The sequence below is a fragment of the Acinetobacter sp. COS3 genome (genome assembly GCF_000475335.1).
Lineage (GTDB): Bacteria > Pseudomonadota > Gammaproteobacteria > Pseudomonadales > Moraxellaceae > Acinetobacter > Acinetobacter venetianus.
The window spans coordinates 27850-44899 of the sequence record NZ_AXCD01000014.1; the positions used below are offsets into that span (position 1 = coordinate 27850).

Below are 17050 nucleotides of genomic sequence, written 5' to 3' on the forward strand. Positions count from 1 at the left end.
ATTACCTTTATTTAATGTAATTATTATTAATCTGCATGAAAATTATTATTAAGGCAATATTTATACTGGTTTTGATTAAAATATTTTTTTAAAATGTGATGTGGTTTTTGTTTTATTTTAAAATTGATGATTAATTTATTGTTTTGGTTTGTTAACTAGTTAACATTTTTGGAAGAAGATATAAAAAAGCCTAATCAAAAGATTAGGCTCAATAGAGTTATTGATTCTAGATTGTGTTGCCACATATGTCCGTTGTGCCTTGAGGATAGTTGAATTGTAGAGAGCCTCTGTCTGTGATTAGCTCAGATGATAATTCTTGTCCACTAAGATGATTTGAATATATTGCGACTCCACTTGATATAGTAAAACTCAGTTTTTGTAATGCAGCAGGTAAACTAGACTGATATCCTTGATCGACTCCATTGAAAATATAACCAACTTGTTTTGTGGCTTGGTTTATGTAAATACCTAGTCGATGTACTTTGTTTTGATAGCCATCCATTTGGTTGTAGTAATAAGCCACAGAATTATGTTCACCATTATTATTTTGGTAATTAACTGTGTAGAGTACATAAGGAGGGGTTTCTCCAAAATCAGGATCAGCTGTTCCTGCTCCGTAGGAGTATAGAGCATTGACCATATTACCACTGCTAGTTACGCCACTGAAATTGATGTCTGTAATATACGAAGAAGCAGGATCTCCATAGTAACCACCATTTAATGGTGAGTCAGGAATATCTAATTGCATTTCAAAAACAAGAATACCTGTAATAGGTAGAATAAAATCACCTAAACTGTTTTGCAGTGACGGAAAGTCAAAAAAATCCTTTGCAGCATATAGTCTAGATTTACTAGAAGCTAAGTATTGTAAATAATTGACTGAGCCATATTCAGGATCATTATTAGAAAAATAGGGAGGGGTGACAGTAAAATTAAACTTTTGCCCATCTATAGAAGGGAATGATCTAATCAAATACTCAGGATTATGATTGTTCCATAAAACATCATAATCTTCCTGAGTTGCATCAAAATTGTATTGACAAACTTGTGATTGATTAAAAGTTTTTAAGTTTAAAGTTCTCGCATTTGTTTCTGCTGTTTGAGTACTACTATCATTACTTTACGAAGGATTGTAATCGTCTCCGCAACCAAATAATGCTAAGCTGACTGTAAGTATGCTCAGTTTTTTCATTGATTGATCCTCTGTATTGTGATTTGAGTTTTGTTAATCAAAAAGTATTTACTTATTTTGAAAAAGTAATTTAAAAATCTTATTATTCAGCTATATATAAAAGAGGCCTCCTATTTTTAGGAGACCCATTATTTATGATTAGTCATATTCGATCGTAACGGTTGCCATTGCTCGTACAGTACCAGCGGTAACATTCGTTGCAGTTTGATAGTATTGTGCGGTCATTGGAACATTGTATTGAACGGTATTATTGGAGCTTACTGTACCCAGCTCTAATTTATCGCCTTTTTTAATGACTTGATTTTTATTGTTGTAGTTCCACAGTAGTTGAACACCAACACCATTTGCTTTGGTTGAAGCTGGAGCAATGTTTGATAATACTTGGTTATTGGAGCCATCCTGAATGTAATCGTAACTTAGACTAATAAGATTCTTTTCCTCATATCCTGTAGGATTTTGGCCTCCATTACATAAAATATTTAGATCAAATCTTTGTGCTCCTTGTGTCGAGCCTACTCCAGAGAATCCTGATTTTGTTACTGTTGGTAAAGTTACGACCTTATTAATATCACCTTGCAATTCACATGAAGAAGAAGCAATCGTGATGGCATTTCCATATACAAAGCTAGTTAAAATAGGTTGATTGGGATGTGAGGTAAGATAATAACTACTATATTGTCCTGGTACTAAAGCGCCTGAACCTGTTTGTGAAGCAGTTTTAACTATTTCAACAACAAAATAGCCAGTATCTAATGAATAGTTTGTACCACCCCAACCAGAGCCACCGCTAATATTTCGAGAATATGGGTAATACCCTGAAAAGTTGGAGTTATTTTGTGCCTCACGATATAAACGAATACCAATACCAGGAATATTAGTACTATAAATATTGTTACCAAGTGAACTGACAGGATAGCTCTGAGTTAAATCTGCCCGAACTGTGCCTGTGGAATATCTTGTACAGTTAATTGTTGAGTTGTTTGGGTCAATTGAAAAAGTTGCTTTACGTAGGATTTTTCCAACCTCATCACTTGGACGCACTACAACTCGACCAACAGCCATACTGATTACTTTTGTTGTGAACCCGGAAGTTGGTGCACAAGCAGCATTAGCCTCGTTATGGACTCCAAGACCAGCTGTGAATAAAGCACCAGTTATTAGTATTTTCTTCATTTACAAACCGCCTCAGTCATTATTAAGTTCTGTTGATCTTTAGCCAATTCAGCTGTGACATCATATGAGATTGCACATTGTTCAGCACTATCGTCACCCCATTTCACAACGAGATGATCTTGTGCTTTCTGGGTACGGAGATAGACCATACTACCCTGAGCAACAATACCTACAGCTTCATTATTTTGGTCAAATACTTGTGCTGCAAAAGGTAGGTTTTCACCATTTGCTGTTTTTGTAGCAATATAAATTGCATAACCTGTTTTCGTAGAAAAATCGACTTTAGCAATCGCACCAGCATAAGGTGCGATACGTTGACTTGTTTCTTCTAATTCAACATTTGTCGACATTTCTTGAGGATCTAAAGTAATGTCATTTAAACGATATGGCGTTACATATGGAATAACAGCATAACCGTCTTTGTTTACACTTAAACCAGTTGTGTTATTTACCTTGGCGCCTGCGGCATCAGGTGCATATACCAGCACCATCGTTTGACCTTGCTCTGGGCCGAATAAAATACCGTCTTTATGAGCAACGATATTACCAGTTAAGCTAACCATGGCTTGTTGATAAGAATCGGCAACACTATATGAGCCACCAACAGTTGTGTAGTTTGTGCGGTAGCGTCCATTGACGTTGAAGGTTGGATTACTGCGATCTTGATGTGTTACTGATGAACCATAACTGAAACGATCACCTACAGTTCCACTTACACCAACTGTTCTACTGTCTTGAGATGCATTGGCATTCACATTCATAGAATGCTTTTTAAAGCTGAGCGGGAATGACAATGTCATCAAATATTCAGTATCACGTGTTTGATTACTTGATCCATAATCAACTTGGCGATTGATCGCCGATAGGCCGTAGGTTAAACCATGGTAATTGTTACTATAACCAATTTGGTATTGTTTAGTACTTTCATTGCGATTCCAATAGTCAACCCAAGAGCCGACCATATAGAAATTACCCCAACCATCAGGTAAACCTTGGTTTAAGGTAATTTGGAATTCACTACGTTGCTTACCTACAGCGTAACTATTCATACCACGATCTTCTAAATCACGAATTAAAATCGCATCACGTAATTTGTAATAATTTTCAGTCGAGTAGCGATAAGCTGCTAAGGTTAAGTTGGTATTTGTTGGTGTAATTAATTTGCTATAACTTAAACGGTAACTTTGACCTGATTGAGATTCTTTTCTTTCAAAATCAGCTTCTGAATGTGTTACGTCTAACGAGATCGCACCGATTGGTGTTGCAAAAGCAGCACCAGCCAAAACCGAAGTGTATTTCTCAGTGGCTTGAAAGCCAGTATAACCTGTGAGGTAGTTGTTAATTCCTCGTTGATATTTACCTTGTACAACCCACGGATCTAACTCGATATCACGATCGCGGAATTCACCAGCAGTTAATGAGTATCGGCTCATACCAGGTCTGAGCATTTGAACCACAGATGCATAAGGAATAGCAAATTTCTGAATCTCACCATTTGATTCGATTACAGAAACCTCAAGTTCACCACCGAAACCTGTTGGATAGAGATCATTAATTTCAAAGCTACCCGGAGCAACCGTGGTTTGATAAATTAATTGACCTTGTTGGCGAACTTCAACTTTCGCATTGGTTTTTGCATTACCACGGATGCGTGGGGCATAGCCCAACATACTATTTGGCAACATGCGGTCATCACTAGAAAAATCAACACCACGATAACCAAAAGAGTCGAAAATTTCGCCATTGGTAAAGCTGTCACCTAGTGTCAATACACTACGATACTGTGGGAATGCACGTTGTAAATAGGTACTTGTTGACTGATAGTTTGACTTACTTTGGTTTTCAGTCGGATTGTCTTGCCACTGCCATTGACCATTATGGCGTAATTGCCAGCCTGCAATATTTGCCCCAGCAGTAACTGCCATAAATGCATTGGTTGTTTCTTTATTATCGCCAGTTGTATTAAATGTTTTATAGGCGCTACCACTATACGATAAAAAGCCAGCATTGATACCGCGATCCCAAATACTTGGATCGACATAACCTTGCGCATTTTTTTGTAAAGCAACTTGAGGAATTGAAATATCAATACGTAATTTTGAAGTGTCAAATTCATAGAAAGAATCTTCAATCCAATCTTCAATTTTTAAACAACTGTTTTTTGATTGATTCGCAATATGTTGCGAAAGAACGTCTTGCTTTACACCATACTCAAGTAAGGTGCTTGAATTAAAACAGGTTGTTGCATTTTCTTTTGGGTCTACAGCTTTAAACATCATTCGACGTTTGCCGAACCACTGACCATTTACATATACGTCGACGTTATATTCACCCGGTAAAACAGGGTTACCGTATTTGAATCGTGAAATATCGATTTTCTGTGCATCACCGATTAAAAAAGAAGAGTCAAACTCAGCTTCTACAGCTTTTTTTTGTGTAGATTCATCTGCATGTACCATTACAGGCAGGGTCATGCTGATCATGCCTGAGGTAAGGTAAAAGCAAATATGACGCTTTAATAATCTGTATGTTGCGTGCTGTTTTGACATATTAAAAATCGCCTATATGGTATAGGTACTTAAAATTATTGATTATCTAAACGAATAATGATTATTGGAATTTGATCGGTCTTTCGACACGGCCACCGTAATCATTAACATTAATAAAACTCATTTTTTCAGTGTTCGATGTTTTTAACTGAACTTGATCTTCAGAAAAAGGCTTTAACATTAAACCTTTAGGCAATAAATCAACTTTCTTATCACCATTGGCCTGATAAATTGAAGTCATCGTGATATGAAAAGGGGTTGGGTTTTTAACAACAATGTTTTGACCAACACGACGCCATTGCAATTTGTCAGCAGCTAAGTTGGCATCTTCTTTGATACTTGCTGGACGATAGAAAAATTTAATTCTTGAACGAATTGCAAGTTGCAAAAAGTTATCTGGAACAGTTTCTGTACCTTTGCCTGTTGGTCTCGGTGGAATATCCAAAACGTTTAACCAAAGTACAGTTTCTTGTTTTTGATCTAGTTGTAACGCATTTGGTAAAGCCGTAATACGAAGTGTTTGACTTTTAGTTGGCTCTACACGGGAAATAGGTGGTGTAATCATAAAAGGCACTTTAGATTGGTCTGGTGTGCTTTTAGGATCACCTTCATCGATCCAAGCTTGGACGAGAGCAGGTTTTGAGCCATTATTGCTTAGTTGTAAAGTTACTTCACGTGCATCAGAAGGGTAGATCACGCGTGTGCCATGAATGATTATCTCAGCGTTAGCGGCAGTCGCCATAACTGAACAAAGTGCTAAACCAGACAAAAATTTACGACCGTTAAATGACATGCTCAACATTCTCAAAAAAGGCAGATGAATTTAAATAAAAAGAGTTTCTATGCTCTAGAACATAGAAACTCAGCGATCAACAAATTATTGATAAATAATTGTGTATTGAACGTTAGTTGTTACTTCACCAGCAGTAGATGCGCCAGTTGCATAGTATTCAGCGTAGTAGTTAAGATCTGCACTACCGCCGTCAACAACGTCAACCCATTGAGAGTTCGCTTGAGCACCAGAAGCACCAGCAGCTAAAACTGGGATTACTTGGTTGTTGCTACCTAAAAGTTGAACGTCAACGTTTTGAGCACCGCTAGCAGCTTGGTTGATTAAACGACCAGTGTTGAAATCAACAGTTGCACCTGGTTCGAAGTAAGTTGCAACTTTACCTTCTGAACAATCTTCTAAGTTGATTTGGAATGGTGTACGGCCAGCAACATCACCTGCATTCGCAAGAGTTTGTCTAGAAACTGTTGGAAGCGTAACTGTAAAATCTTTACCCGCTGGAGTAACGATGTTACAAGTTTTATCAGTCACTAAACCATTGATTGTGATAGTACCATCTGCAGCGTGAGCGCTAGCAATACCAACAACTGAAAGAGTAGCGAGCAAAGCAAGTTTTTTCATAATAATTTCTCTAAGACATCAGCTAAAAGTTTGAATTAGATTACTTTTCCAGTTAAGTTTTTGCGCTGAATAAGTAATGTGCGAAATATACCAGTTAATAAATAAAATGCAAACTTCATCACATTTTTAGTAATTCTTAAATAATTATTAAGCTGGCTGAAATAACTTGTTGTTTATTTTTTAGTTTTTCTGAAATTGCTTTCCTGATTATGTGAATTTTCAACAAAAAATGTTGTTCTTAAGATTTATTTTTTAAGAAATAGTGGATTGTTTGTTTATTTTTTATACAAAATAGTGGTTTTTTTATATGAAGTTTTTGTGACAAGACTTCAGTAATCATCAAAAAATTGAACCTTTGTTAAAAATAAAAGCAGAAGATTTTTAAGTTCGTTAACAAAAACGCCAAACTTTTTTTAAGATTTTTTTAAGATTCAATCCTTAGTGTTTTAGTCATGATTTGATGAAAAAATCATCTAAAGGAGCTATAAATGAACATGCTTTATACACATAAACCTAACTATTATTTCTTCGCACATAAATTTGTATTGTTCTTAGAGCAACACTTAAAAAGTCATCCTACAGAACAACATACAAGTTTTAATTTACAGACAATCTACGACTTGTTCAGCCATGATCGTGCGTCTAGTACAACCAATCTCGAAGGTATCCTAAATATCGCGGATGAGTATGTGTTAGATACAGAAGATGGACCACAGTCATTGATTCGTTCTTATCATGTTCATTTAGACAATCACGTCCTGACATTAGAGTTTAATCCAAAGGCCATAAATAGCTTAAAAGCAGGTCAGACATTGATTAATCCTAAAGCTGCCTAATCGCTAAGTTTTATTCCTCGTTAATACACTTAGTTATCTCCTTTGACTAAGTGTTTTTTTATCCTACTGCTTTTGATAGATGATTTGGTTATGATGTTTAAATCAATTTATCTCAATAAAGCATTATGGATAAGGATTTTAAGTCGGAAACGTATACAGTTGATGAGCATGTCGCTGATACCATTTTATGGTTAATGCATCATCAAGAGATATTTGATTCATTCCATTTTGATGTACATACGCAGGAGCTATCTGTTACGCATGCAGCTGGAGTGGATGTGATTAGAATTGGAATGTTTCTTACTGCCAAATATGGGATTTTAGTCACATCTATATAAGTGTAATTATTCCAAGAAAAAAGCCTTGTCAATCGACAAGGCTTTTATATTTATGCGCTCATGGCATCTACTGAGAGTTCTGCAACTGTAGGCTTTGCTTTTTCAGCAGTTAAGCCGAGTTTAGCAAATAAAATTTGATCTTTGCCTTCACCAGCATTTGGAGTTGTTAACAGTTTTTCACCAGAGAACAATGAGTTTGCACCAGCCATAAATGCAAGTGCTTGATCCGAGTCACTAAGGGATTCACGACCTGCTGATAATCGAATATAGCTATGTGGCATGATGATACGTGCGACAGCAATTGTACGAATCCACTCGGTCACATCTAATTTTTCCACTTCAGCGAGTGGTGTGCCTTCAATCGGTACAAGCATGTTGATCGGCACAGACTCAGGGTGTACTGGCATCGTAGCAAGCTCTTGCAATAGACCAATACGGTCATTACGACTTTCACCTAAACCGACAATACCGCCGCTACACACTTTCATACCCGCTTGACGTACATGATCAAGTGTATTTAAACGATCATCAAAAGTACGAGTGCTAATGATATGCGAATAATACTCGCGTGATGTATCTAAGTTGTGGTTGTAATAATCCAAACCAGCATCTTTCAAACGCTCAGCTTGCGATTGGTTGAGCATACCTAACGTCATGCAAGTTTCTAGACCTAAGGCTTTTACTTCACGAACCATTTCTAAGACATAAGGCATATCTCTTTCATGTGGGTTGCGCCATGCAGCACCCATACAGAAACGAGATGAACCTGATTCTTTTGCAGCTTGTGCTTCGCTAATCACTTTATCAACCGCAATACGTTTTTCTGCTTCTAATTTTGAGTCGTAATGTGCTGACTGAGAGCAATATTTACAATCTTCTGGACATTTACCCGTTTTAATCGAAAGAAGGGTGCTGACCTGAATCGTATTTGCTTGGAAATGTTGACGATGAACGCTTTGCGCTTCAAATACTAAGTCTAAAAAAGGTTGATCATATAAAGCTTGGATTTCATCACGAGTCCAGTCATTACGTAAGGTCATTGTTATATCCATGATGATTGATTACAAACATTGAGATTAATCATACAGAAATCGTGCCAAAGCCAAAGGGCAAAAAACATCAATTTTCTATTTGTTATACATTGGCTCGTTGCAATTGTTGTTGAATTGCCCAATCAATGTGTACATTGACAATCTCATCGTGCAAAGGTTTTGCTTCTTGCAATTGTGTGACTACATCAACCGAGTATGGCGCATTTCCAAGCCCGATTGCAATATTGCGTTTAAAAGATTGGTAGCCAGTTCTACGAATCGGACTGCCTTCGGTATTGGCCAAAAAAGTTACTTCATCCCATTGCCAAATATCGAGCAAACTTATGTTATCTAAGCCATGTCTCGCATCAAAATCAGGGATTGTTGCCATTTTAGCAAAACTATTCCAAGGGCAAATCAACTGACAATCATCACAACCAAATATACGATTGCCAATACCTTGGCGGAGTTCTTCTGGAATAATGCCTTTATATTCAATGGTCAAATATGCAATGCATTTCCTTGCATCTAACATATAAGGTTCAACGATCGCTTGTGTTGGGCAAATATCAATACAGGCTGTACATGAACCGCAGTGTGCCGTTGCAGGCTGATCAAAAGGAAGTTCGAGAGAGGTAAATAGCTCCCCCAATACAAAGAAAGAACCTGATTTTTTATGAATCAGTAAAGTATGTTTTCCTGTCCACCCCATACCTGCGCTTTCAGCTAGGGATTTTTCAAAAATAGGTGCTGAATCAGCAAATGGGCGTGACTCAAAATCGCCCACTTTTTCTTTAATTCGGCTTGCTAACGTTTTGAGCCGCCCACGCATCACTTTGTGATAATCACGACCGCGTGCGTAGCGAGCAATAATGGCAGAATTTGGTTCAAATGGTACATAACGGGGCTGGGGGGACGCAACAAGATAGTTCATGCGCACACAAATAATGCTTTTAGTTCCTGGAACTAATAAAGTTGGATTAGCACGTTTTTCTAAGTTTTCTTCTAAATAGTGCATATCTGCATGATAGCCGCGTTCTAAATATTCTTTAAAACGAGGCATTTGATCTTGAGCATCTGGTTTGGCAATGACACAATCAGAAAAGCCCAAGTCCAAAGCCTGAGCTTTTATCCATGTTTTAAGTTCTTGAGGATCAAGCTGTTGCAGCTCGATTTTATCAAGCGATTTTCCTGAAGGTGTGGATGAAGCCATAAACCAATAATAGGGGATAATATGCAACGTTCAGTTTACCATAGCCAAAGTATTCAAGCATGGGAGCAGCGTTGGTTTGCTCAGCAAAATTCCTCTTTAGGATTAATGCAACAAGCAGCTTGGTCAATATCGCAGCAACTGATTGAGCAATTTCATCAACAAAATATCCAAAATATCGCTGTGTGGTGTGGGCAGGGGAACAATGCTGGTGATGGTTATTATATTGCTGCATTTTTAAAGCAATCAGGTTTCGATGTAACGGTACTCTCAACTGAAATGGGAAGTTCTACTGATTTAAAACATGCCTATGCGTATGCTGAATCTCAGCAAGTTGAAATGAAGCCAATAAATGATATTGCAGCTTCTATTTTTCAGAACGAGTCGTCTACAGATTTAAATAGCAATGTCATTGGTGATCTTGTGGAGTATACCCCTCATCCCTATAAGGAGATGCTAAGAAAGGTTGATTGTCATATCGATGCGTTATTTGGGATTGGCTTAAATAGAGCGCTAAATGAAGGTTGGCAAAAAATTATTCAGTGTTTTAATGCACAAACAGGTTTAAAAATCTCGATTGATATTCCCAGTGGACTACATGCCAATACAGGACAAGTTTTACCTTGTGCAATACAAGCGGATCATACCTTTACCATTTTGGGGTATAAAGCAGGCTTATTTACGGGACAAGGCAAAGAATATGTCGGTCAATTGCACTTAGTCAGCCTGATTCCAATTGATACAGCATTAAAACCACTTGCCTATTTATCACCTGAAAAAATTGTATTGCCGAAACGTCAGGCATTTGGTCACAAAGGCAGTTACGGGCATGTACTCGTTGTTGGCGGTCATGCGGATATGGGCGGAGCAGTGATTATGTCAGCTGAAGCCGCTTTTCATGCAGGTGCTGGCAAAGTGACTGTGATTTGTCATAGCAAACATCATCAAGCGATTTTGTCACGTTCGCCCAATATTATGGTTCGAGATATTAATGCGTTAGATCAAGACCTGATTCAACAACTATTAAAGCAAGTCGATGCGGTCTGTTTTGGAATGGGCTTAGGACGTGATCAATGGGCAGAGCGGATTTATCAGCAATGGTTCGATTTACTCAATCAAAACACACATTTAGAAGTTGTGCTTGATGCAGATGGACTTTGGTTTTTGGCAAAGCATCCGCAACAATTAAATGATCATATCTATGCGACTCCACATTCAGGCGAAGCAGCAACTTTATTAGATTGTACAGCAGCAGAGATTGAACAAGATCGCATTGCAGCGATTCACCAACTACAGCAAAAATATGCCGGGCAATGGGTGCTAAAAGGTGCTGGTAGTTTAATCTTGGAAAGCGAATTATTTATCTGTACTCAAGGTAATGCAGGTATGGGGACAGGAGGCATGGGAGATGTATTGGCTGGCATGATTGCGAGTTTAAAAGCTCAATTTCATGAACAAATTGCATTACATGCAATTGTTAGCTTACATGCACAGGCAGGAGATTTACTGGCTGAAAAAGGTATGAGGGGTTTGCAAGCGCATGATATGGGGAAAGTGATTTGTGAAGTCGTTAATCATTAATATTAACGCCTTCTAGTACTGGAGCGGCTTCTTCCTCTTGCCATCCCACCTAAAGCATTCAGCACAGCCATTTTGCTCATACTTCCTGAAGCGTGTGCATGACAAATAGCAGCAGCAAGGGCATCGGCCGCATCTGCTTGGGGTTTAATGCTCAAGTTTAACAAGCGCATCACCATCATTTGGACTTGTTCTTTATCTGCCGCGCCATAACCCACGACAGATTGTTTAATCTGACGCGCTGTGTATTCTGCCACTTGTAAATCCAAATTCACCAATGCCGCGATGGCTGCACCACGCGCTTGACCAAGCTTTAGTGCAGAATCAGGATTTTGTGCCATGAAGACTTGCTCTACCGCAGCTTCTGTTGGCCCGTGAAATTTAACGATACGCTCTACACCTGCAAAAATACGTTTCAAACGTTCGGGCATTTCCTGTGTTTCAGTACGAATCGTGCCTGCATCGACAAAACGTAACTTGTTGCCATCTTTCTCAATAATTCCGTAACCTGTTAAGCGTGAACCAGGGTCAATACCAATAATTAATGACATGCAGCACTATAAGAATAAAAGATTGTTGATATTGTTACATATAAGGCTTTTAGCTGTATATTTTTTTTGTATTATTTTGAATTTTAAAGAAATAGGTAGTTTTGTAGGCAGCTCATATTTTGAGCTACCTCAAAACTATTTTCGCTTTTTGGACAATATGTGTCGTTAAGGCTTGAAGAGGAGCAGATTGTTGATTCCAATGGTGCCAATATAAAGCAATATCTGTTTCAGCTTCGGGTAAAATCTCGACTAAAATTTTATCTTTAAGGGATTGTTCGAGTTGAAGTTCTGGAACCATGCCATATCCCAAGCCAAGCTGGATTGCCGTGACAAAGGATTCTGAAGATGGGATAAGGTGACATGGATAAGTGCCTTTTGTTAACCCAAACATTTTTTCAAGTACGTCAAAATGGGTGTGATCTTTGTGATTGAAAATAATTGCAGGGGCAGTCCTTAAGCTTTCTCTCGTGATTCCATTCTTAAACCATTTTTTTTGAAACAATGGCGTTGAAACCATTTTATAGCGCATAGATCCCAAATATATGGCATTACAACCCTTCATGGCTGCACTTTCGATAGAAATACATGCATTGACTGTTCCATTTTCCAGTAATGAATAAGTATGCGACTGATCGGCACAATTAAATTCAACCATAATTTTTTCTTGGATGAGCACATCTTTCAGTGTGGGAAGCAACCACGTTGCTAATGAATCAGCGTTCGTTGCGATTGTCATTTTAAAATAATTAGATTCAGATTTGCCTGTGAGACTATATAACAAATTTTGTTCTAAACGCCGACTATGTTGTAAATATTCAAATAGATGTAGACCTGATTGAGTTAAAACGCAAGGTCTGCCACGTACCAGCAAGAGCTGACCTAAATGCTTCTCAAGTGCTTGAACCCTCAATGTCACAGCAGATGGGGTAATACACAGTCTTTGGCCTGCATGTTCAAAGCTACCTGTCTCTGCAACAGCAAAGAAAGCTTCACATTGTTTGCTATCGAGCATAATTTCCTTAAAAAAACTTAGTTGAACTGAAAGAAACTTAATTTTACTGAATTAAAAATTAAAAAAAAGATAATAACAATCTTTCAGCGTGATCTGAATGTGTAAAGAAATAAATCCCTTTAATATTTTTAGTTTGTGGAAAAATTGAATGAGTGCATTTGTATATGGGCTTGGAATTGGCTTCTCTCTGATTTTAGCAATAGGGGCGCAAAATGCATTCGTATTAAAACAAGGTTTAAAGCAGCAGTATGTATTCTGGGTTTGTTTTATCTGTGCATTATCTGATTCTATTTTGATTTACTTCGGCGTAACAGGATTCTCCAAAGTTATTGCTAACTTTCCACTTCTCCTTACCGTGAGCAAATATTTTGGTGCAGCATTTTTATTCTTTTACGGATTGCGTAATTTCTATTCAGCTATAAAAAATTCTTCTTCGCTAAACCCAAGTGATATTGAAAAAGATTCGTTACTCAAAAGTATCGGAATATGCTTAGCATTCACTTGGTTAAACCCACATGTGTATTTGGATGCGATTATCTTGATCGGATCAATTTCAGTGCAATTTTCGGATCAACTGTATCAGTTTGCGGCAGGCACAATACTCGCTTCTTGGATATTTTTCTTTTCAGTAGGCTACGGGGCTAAGATGTTACTTCCTTTATTTAAAAGAGCGACATCTTGGAAAATTTTAGACGTTTTAATTGGGATCACAATGTGGACAATTGCTACGATGTTAATTATTTAAAATTGGAACGGGTTAAAAATTGATGTGTGGGATGATTTTTAATCATATTTACTTTTTCGTTATTCAAAATAGGTTGCTGAAACTTGATCAATTGCATAAGAAGAAAAATGTAAGAGAATTTAATTGAAAATCTTATCTATTTGACTTGTTTTTCTTAATCTATATTATTGAAAAGTATTGAAGTTAAATAATTTTGGAAATGGTTTTCGTAGCTCAATCTTAGTTTTTGAATGTTATGTCATCCATTTATATGAGTGGTTGAAGCAATAGGGATTGCTTATAAAAAGTAAAGTCGTGTATAGTGATAGTTAACTAGAAGAATAACTCTGTTGATTCAGCAAATCTCTAATTTCGTATGTTTGTCCAAACTTCTCGTTTTATCAGATTTTAGTGTCATAGTTTTATTATTCCAAGTTATTTGCTGCTAAGTATTACGAATTTTCAAATAGGTTAAATTTATGTCTAACACTGTGACTGGTACAGTTAAATGGTTCAATGAAACTAAAGGTTTTGGTTTTATTCATGCTGATTCTGGACAAGATGTTTTTGCTCACTTTAGCGAAATCCAAAGCAACGGCTTTAGAGTTCTTCATGAAGGACAACGTGTATCTTTTACTGTAGCTGAAGGTAAAAAAGGACCTCAAGCAACTGCTATTACTGTAGTTGCTCAAAACTAAGAATAAATATAAAAAAGCTCACTTTGGTGGGCTTTTTTATTTGAATATTAATAATTTAGAAAAATTGCAAAAAACCATTAGAAATTTAAGTGAAATTGCTTAATTTTGTCACTAATTGACCATATGTTTAAATTTTTACCCTAGCTTGATCTACGACTTTTTGCTAATTTCATTTCATACATTATTTAGGCAAATTAATAATTGCAGTACATTAAATGAGCATTAGGTTATGGAAAACTTAGAGCGATACTCTCAAGGGTTTGAGCAAGAAGTTCATGTACATTGTAAAAGATCTTTAGGTTCGTTGTTGTTCAGTTTTGTGGTTCTGATCGCAACAGGCTTATAAGAGAAAGAAAGCACCTTCGGGTGCTTTTTTAATGTTTGAAATTTAGCCAAAACAAATTATAAAAATATAAAATGACTGGCAAGATTGAGCTTTGAGCTACAAGGAAATATTTACTCTATGTTAGGCTTATATCTATAAGAAAAGGGATAAGCCTATGGATATTTTACAAGTAAAAGATTTTTCAGCAGTGATGGGTTATACAGAAGCCATTTTGGAAATGGATGAGTGGGTAAACACGAGACCATATTTTTATATTATCAAAGATCATTATTTGGTTGATCAGGCTATTCGGCTTGAGTACATCATTATTCAATGATGATTTAATTCGTTGAACTAAACGATGAGTTAATCATAACTGGAGTTCTTTGTTTCAATTCATAGACATAAATTTATCATTTGTTTGCTATATTAAATTTTTTTGCAAGAATTCAAAAATATGAAAAAGATCTTACTTTTAGGTGCAGTTGTTATGTCATTGGCAGCGTGTTCTTCAACTCCAAATAAAGACGATATGCCACCAAAAATTGGTATGGCGAATCCAGCAAGTAAATATTGCGTTGAGCAAGGTGGTCAGTTGGAAATTAGAAATGAAACAAATGGTCAGGTTGGATACTGCACGTTGCCAAATGGTCAGGTGGTGGAGGAGTGGGAGCTATTCCGTGCTAGCCAACCGAAATGTGTTGCTGATGAGGCAAAAAAGTTAATTGGTCAATCAGGACTTAGCGAAGAACAAATTAAGCAAAAAACCAAGTCTGAGATCGTGCGTAGTGTTGGGCCTAATCAACCTGTAACTATGGATTATCGAGAGAACCGCGTTACAGTAACGATTGATCCACAATCTAAAAAGTTTACCAATGCAACTTGTGGTTAATTTATAAATTCTTTCTAGGCTCTCAATTGATTGATTTCAACTGAGAGCTTTTTTATGTAATAAACATAAACATCAGACTTGATAAATTTAGAAAAGAACCCATCAAATAATTTATTGAGTTTATTTTATTAAATGTGTCAGCATTGTTTTATCAATATGCACATTGTTTTATTTTGAGATTTAACATGAATCTACTTCTTATCGTGGTTTTTGGCACAATTGCTGAAGTGTTGGTTTGGATCGGCGTGGGCGATCTCGTTGGAAGTATGTGGTATGTATTCTTCTGGTTTATTATCGCATTTTTCATTGGCTTAAATATGCTGCGTTCAAGCACGTCAGGTATCATGCCTCAGTTACAACAAATGCAAATGACAGGGCAGTTAGGTGCTGATCCAGCGGTAACTAAGAAACTAGCAATAGCGATGTCTGGTTTCTTTTTAATGCTACCAGGTTTGATTTCTGATGTGATCGCCGTTTTAGTGTTAATCCCATCGGTACAAACAGCTTTCCGCAATGCATTGATGAAAACAATGGCAAAGCGTCAACAAGCGATGATGGACCAAATGATGGGTGGTATGGGCGGTGGTGCTTCAGGACAAAGTCCATTTGCTGATTTAATGCGTCAGATGCAAGAAATGCAAAACCAACAAGGCGGGCAATATCGTGACTCAACGGTGATTGATGGTGAAGCGCGTGAAGTAAAACCAGATCAAAAGAAAATTGAATTTAAAGATGTAAACTAATTCGGTTTAGTTATAGAAAAGCACACAATCAAAAGTGTGCTTTTTTTATGGCTTGATGTTTGTCTCGTCATTTTGACTGTTTTTAATTTTCTGAACCGTACCTGTTTCTTTATCTTGGGGTTGGTATTGGCTCGGTGGCAAAGTGGTCACCTCATTTTCTGACTGTTTGTATTTTCGACTACGGTTGGCACGTTCACGAAATCCACCTTTGTTGATTAATTGAGTCATGCTGCTATTTCCATAAATTTAAAGCAATATTTTAGCAAATTATGTGAAAGATCAAAATAATACGCTTCTGTAGAAAAAATTAAAAATACTCGTAGTTCATTAAATTGACATAAAAACTTTGTAAATTTGAAAGAATCGGTCATATAACTGCATTGTAATCTCGTTTTTTTTTTCATAGGATAAAAGTACAACGGTGAAAATTGTTGTAAAAAGAAAATAAAAAATAACGAGTGGGAGGAACAAATGATGTTATATCAATATCATTGTGCATGTTGCGACAAGGTGGTCGCGTCTACAGATAAGGAATGTCCTTACTGTGGTTCTCAACATATTCGCAGCCCTTACGGTATGTGGATGTTCTGTGTTGCTGCGTGTTTAGCTGTTGTGGTTATCGTAAAACTTGCACATTTGTATTCGCAACATCATCAAGAAGAGCAACCTGTTCAAAATACGTCTATTTTTGAAGTTTTAAAGCAAGACAATATGAATTCGGGAAATTAGATTGGGGAATAAAAAAAGCTCGCAAAATGCGAGCTTTTTACTAATTGATGCAGAGCAA

The 17050-nt window shown here is 37.0% G+C and carries 18 protein-coding genes and 1 pseudogene; 9 read left to right on the forward strand and 10 right to left on the reverse strand.

Features of this window, described 5'->3' with window-relative positions; all coding sequences use genetic code 11:
* Window positions 1-226: 226 nt before the first annotated feature.
* From IO68_RS24585 to IO68_RS24605, 5 genes and pseudogenes are all read right to left on the reverse strand, one after another.
* A pseudogene (locus IO68_RS24585) lies at window positions 227-1192 on the reverse strand (DUF4882 family protein).
* Window positions 1193-1330: 138 nt separating this feature from the next.
* The gene (locus IO68_RS24590) at window positions 1331-2365 is read right to left on the reverse strand and encodes a fimbrial protein (RefSeq protein WP_023013251.1); all 1035 of its coding nucleotides are present in this window, start codon (window positions 2363-2365) and stop codon (window positions 1331-1333) included.
* Window positions 2362-4914: a fimbria/pilus outer membrane usher protein gene (locus IO68_RS24595; RefSeq protein WP_023013252.1), complete on the reverse strand. Its 2553-nt coding sequence runs from the start codon at window positions 4912-4914 to the stop codon at window positions 2362-2364. Before IO68_RS24595 ends, IO68_RS24590 begins: the two co-directional genes overlap by 4 nt.
* A 61-nt stretch (window positions 4915-4975) precedes the next feature.
* Window positions 4976-5707, reverse strand: a complete 732-nt coding sequence (locus IO68_RS24600; protein WP_023013253.1) for a molecular chaperone — start codon at window positions 5705-5707, stop codon at window positions 4976-4978.
* Window positions 5708-5791: 84 nt separating this feature from the next.
* On the reverse strand, window positions 5792-6325 hold the full coding sequence (locus IO68_RS24605) for a fimbrial protein (protein ID WP_004879120.1): 534 nt from the start codon (window positions 6323-6325) through the stop codon (window positions 5792-5794).
* A gap of 488 nt (window positions 6326-6813) precedes the next feature.
* On the opposite strand from IO68_RS24605, the gene IO68_RS24610 reads away from it, so the two are divergent.
* Both IO68_RS24610 and IO68_RS24615 read left to right on the forward strand, forming a co-directional pair.
* Window positions 6814-7161, forward strand: coding sequence for a hypothetical protein (locus tag IO68_RS24610; protein ID WP_004879121.1), 348 nt, complete (start codon window positions 6814-6816; stop codon window positions 7159-7161).
* 125 nt (window positions 7162-7286) lie between these two features.
* Window positions 7287-7499: a hypothetical protein gene (locus IO68_RS24615; RefSeq protein WP_007482418.1), complete on the forward strand. Its 213-nt coding sequence runs from the start codon at window positions 7287-7289 to the stop codon at window positions 7497-7499.
* Window positions 7500-7549: 50 nt separating this feature from the next.
* Here IO68_RS24615 and bioB read toward each other — a convergent pair whose 3' ends face one another.
* Both bioB and queG read right to left on the reverse strand, forming a co-directional pair.
* Window positions 7550-8539, reverse strand: coding sequence for a biotin synthase BioB (gene bioB / locus IO68_RS24620; RefSeq protein WP_007482417.1), 990 nt, complete (start codon window positions 8537-8539; stop codon window positions 7550-7552).
* A 94-nt stretch (window positions 8540-8633) separates the two neighbouring features.
* A complete protein-coding gene (gene queG, locus IO68_RS24625) occupies window positions 8634-9743 on the reverse strand; it encodes a tRNA epoxyqueuosine(34) reductase QueG (RefSeq protein ID WP_023013254.1) in 1110 nt (369 codons plus the stop codon).
* Between the two features lie 21 nt (window positions 9744-9764).
* Between queG and IO68_RS24630 the strand changes: the two genes are divergently transcribed.
* Window positions 9765-11321 carry a bifunctional ADP-dependent NAD(P)H-hydrate dehydratase/NAD(P)H-hydrate epimerase gene (locus IO68_RS24630; RefSeq protein ID WP_023013255.1) on the forward strand — a complete coding sequence of 519 codons (1557 nt, stop codon included), beginning with the start codon at window positions 9765-9767 and terminating at the stop codon, window positions 11319-11321.
* A gap of 2 nt (window positions 11322-11323) precedes the next feature.
* Here the strand turns inward: IO68_RS24630 and ruvC are convergent, their stop codons facing one another.
* Together ruvC and IO68_RS24640 are read right to left on the reverse strand one after the other, a co-directional pair.
* Window positions 11324-11869 (reverse strand): crossover junction endodeoxyribonuclease RuvC, encoded by a 546-nt coding sequence (ruvC, locus tag IO68_RS24635; RefSeq protein ID WP_004879133.1) that lies wholly within the window; start codon window positions 11867-11869, stop codon window positions 11324-11326.
* A gap of 124 nt (window positions 11870-11993) precedes the next feature.
* Window positions 11994-12881, reverse strand: coding sequence for a LysR family transcriptional regulator ArgP (locus IO68_RS24640; protein WP_023013256.1), 888 nt, complete (start codon window positions 12879-12881; stop codon window positions 11994-11996).
* A gap of 148 nt (window positions 12882-13029) precedes the next feature.
* On the opposite strand from IO68_RS24640, the gene IO68_RS24645 reads away from it, so the two are divergent.
* The 5 genes from IO68_RS24645 to IO68_RS24660 all read left to right on the forward strand — a co-directional run bounded on the left by IO68_RS24645 (window position 13030) and on the right by IO68_RS24660 (window position 16263).
* Complete coding sequence (locus IO68_RS24645) at window positions 13030-13626, forward strand: LysE/ArgO family amino acid transporter (protein ID WP_023013257.1); 597 nt, start codon at window positions 13030-13032, stop codon at window positions 13624-13626.
* Between the two features lie 458 nt (window positions 13627-14084).
* Entirely contained in the window at window positions 14085-14303 is a 219-nt protein-coding gene (locus IO68_RS24650) for a cold-shock protein (protein WP_004879138.1), read from the forward strand.
* Between the two features lie 500 nt (window positions 14304-14803).
* Complete coding sequence (locus tag IO68_RS33995; RefSeq protein ID WP_007482405.1) at window positions 14804-14965, forward strand: hypothetical protein; 162 nt, start codon at window positions 14804-14806, stop codon at window positions 14963-14965.
* Between the two features lie 120 nt (window positions 14966-15085).
* Window positions 15086-15520, forward strand: a complete 435-nt coding sequence (locus tag IO68_RS24655; RefSeq protein WP_023013258.1) for a DUF333 domain-containing protein — start codon at window positions 15086-15088, stop codon at window positions 15518-15520.
* Between the two features lie 185 nt (window positions 15521-15705).
* Window positions 15706-16263: an FxsA family protein gene (locus tag IO68_RS24660; protein WP_023013259.1), complete on the forward strand. Its 558-nt coding sequence runs from the start codon at window positions 15706-15708 to the stop codon at window positions 16261-16263.
* 45 nt (window positions 16264-16308) lie between these two features.
* Here the strand turns inward: IO68_RS24660 and IO68_RS24665 are convergent, their stop codons facing one another.
* Entirely contained in the window at window positions 16309-16491 is a 183-nt protein-coding gene (locus IO68_RS24665; protein ID WP_023013260.1) for a hypothetical protein, read from the reverse strand.
* Window positions 16492-16734: 243 nt separating this feature from the next.
* On the opposite strand from IO68_RS24665, the gene IO68_RS24670 reads away from it, so the two are divergent.
* Window positions 16735-16992, forward strand: coding sequence for a hypothetical protein (locus tag IO68_RS24670; RefSeq protein WP_004879152.1), 258 nt, complete (start codon window positions 16735-16737; stop codon window positions 16990-16992).
* The last annotated feature ends 58 nt before the right edge of the window (window positions 16993-17050 follow it).

Coding starts and splice junctions, on each gene's coding strand:
- IO68_RS24590 (WP_023013251.1), bottom strand. CDS start 2,365: ATGAAGAAAATACTAATAACTGGTGCTTTATTCACAGCTGGTCTTGGA.
- IO68_RS24595 (WP_023013252.1), bottom strand. CDS start 4,914: ATGTCAAAACAGCACGCAACATACAGATTATTAAAGCGTCATATTTGC.
- IO68_RS24600 (WP_023013253.1), bottom strand. CDS start 5,707: ATGTCATTTAACGGTCGTAAATTTTTGTCTGGTTTAGCACTTTGTTCA.
- IO68_RS24605 (WP_004879120.1), bottom strand. CDS start 6,325: ATGAAAAAACTTGCTTTGCTCGCTACTCTTTCAGTTGTTGGTATTGCT.
- IO68_RS24610 (WP_004879121.1), top strand. CDS start 6,814: ATGAACATGCTTTATACACATAAACCTAACTATTATTTCTTCGCACAT.
- IO68_RS24615 (WP_007482418.1), top strand. CDS start 7,287: ATGGATAAGGATTTTAAGTCGGAAACGTATACAGTTGATGAGCATGTC.
- bioB (WP_007482417.1), bottom strand. CDS start 8,539: ATGACCTTACGTAATGACTGGACTCGTGATGAAATCCAAGCTTTATAT.
- queG (WP_023013254.1), bottom strand. CDS start 9,743: ATGGCTTCATCCACACCTTCAGGAAAATCGCTTGATAAAATCGAGCTG.
- IO68_RS24630 (WP_023013255.1), top strand. CDS start 9,765: ATGCAACGTTCAGTTTACCATAGCCAAAGTATTCAAGCATGGGAGCAG.
- ruvC (WP_004879133.1), bottom strand. CDS start 11,869: ATGTCATTAATTATTGGTATTGACCCTGGTTCACGCTTAACAGGTTAC.
- IO68_RS24640 (WP_023013256.1), bottom strand. CDS start 12,881: ATGCTCGATAGCAAACAATGTGAAGCTTTCTTTGCTGTTGCAGAGACA.
- IO68_RS24645 (WP_023013257.1), top strand. CDS start 13,030: ATGAGTGCATTTGTATATGGGCTTGGAATTGGCTTCTCTCTGATTTTA.
- IO68_RS24650 (WP_004879138.1), top strand. CDS start 14,085: ATGTCTAACACTGTGACTGGTACAGTTAAATGGTTCAATGAAACTAAA.
- IO68_RS33995 (WP_007482405.1), top strand. CDS start 14,804: ATGGATATTTTACAAGTAAAAGATTTTTCAGCAGTGATGGGTTATACA.
- IO68_RS24655 (WP_023013258.1), top strand. CDS start 15,086: ATGAAAAAGATCTTACTTTTAGGTGCAGTTGTTATGTCATTGGCAGCG.
- IO68_RS24660 (WP_023013259.1), top strand. CDS start 15,706: ATGAATCTACTTCTTATCGTGGTTTTTGGCACAATTGCTGAAGTGTTG.
- IO68_RS24665 (WP_023013260.1), bottom strand. CDS start 16,491: ATGACTCAATTAATCAACAAAGGTGGATTTCGTGAACGTGCCAACCGT.
- IO68_RS24670 (WP_004879152.1), top strand. CDS start 16,735: ATGATGTTATATCAATATCATTGTGCATGTTGCGACAAGGTGGTCGCG.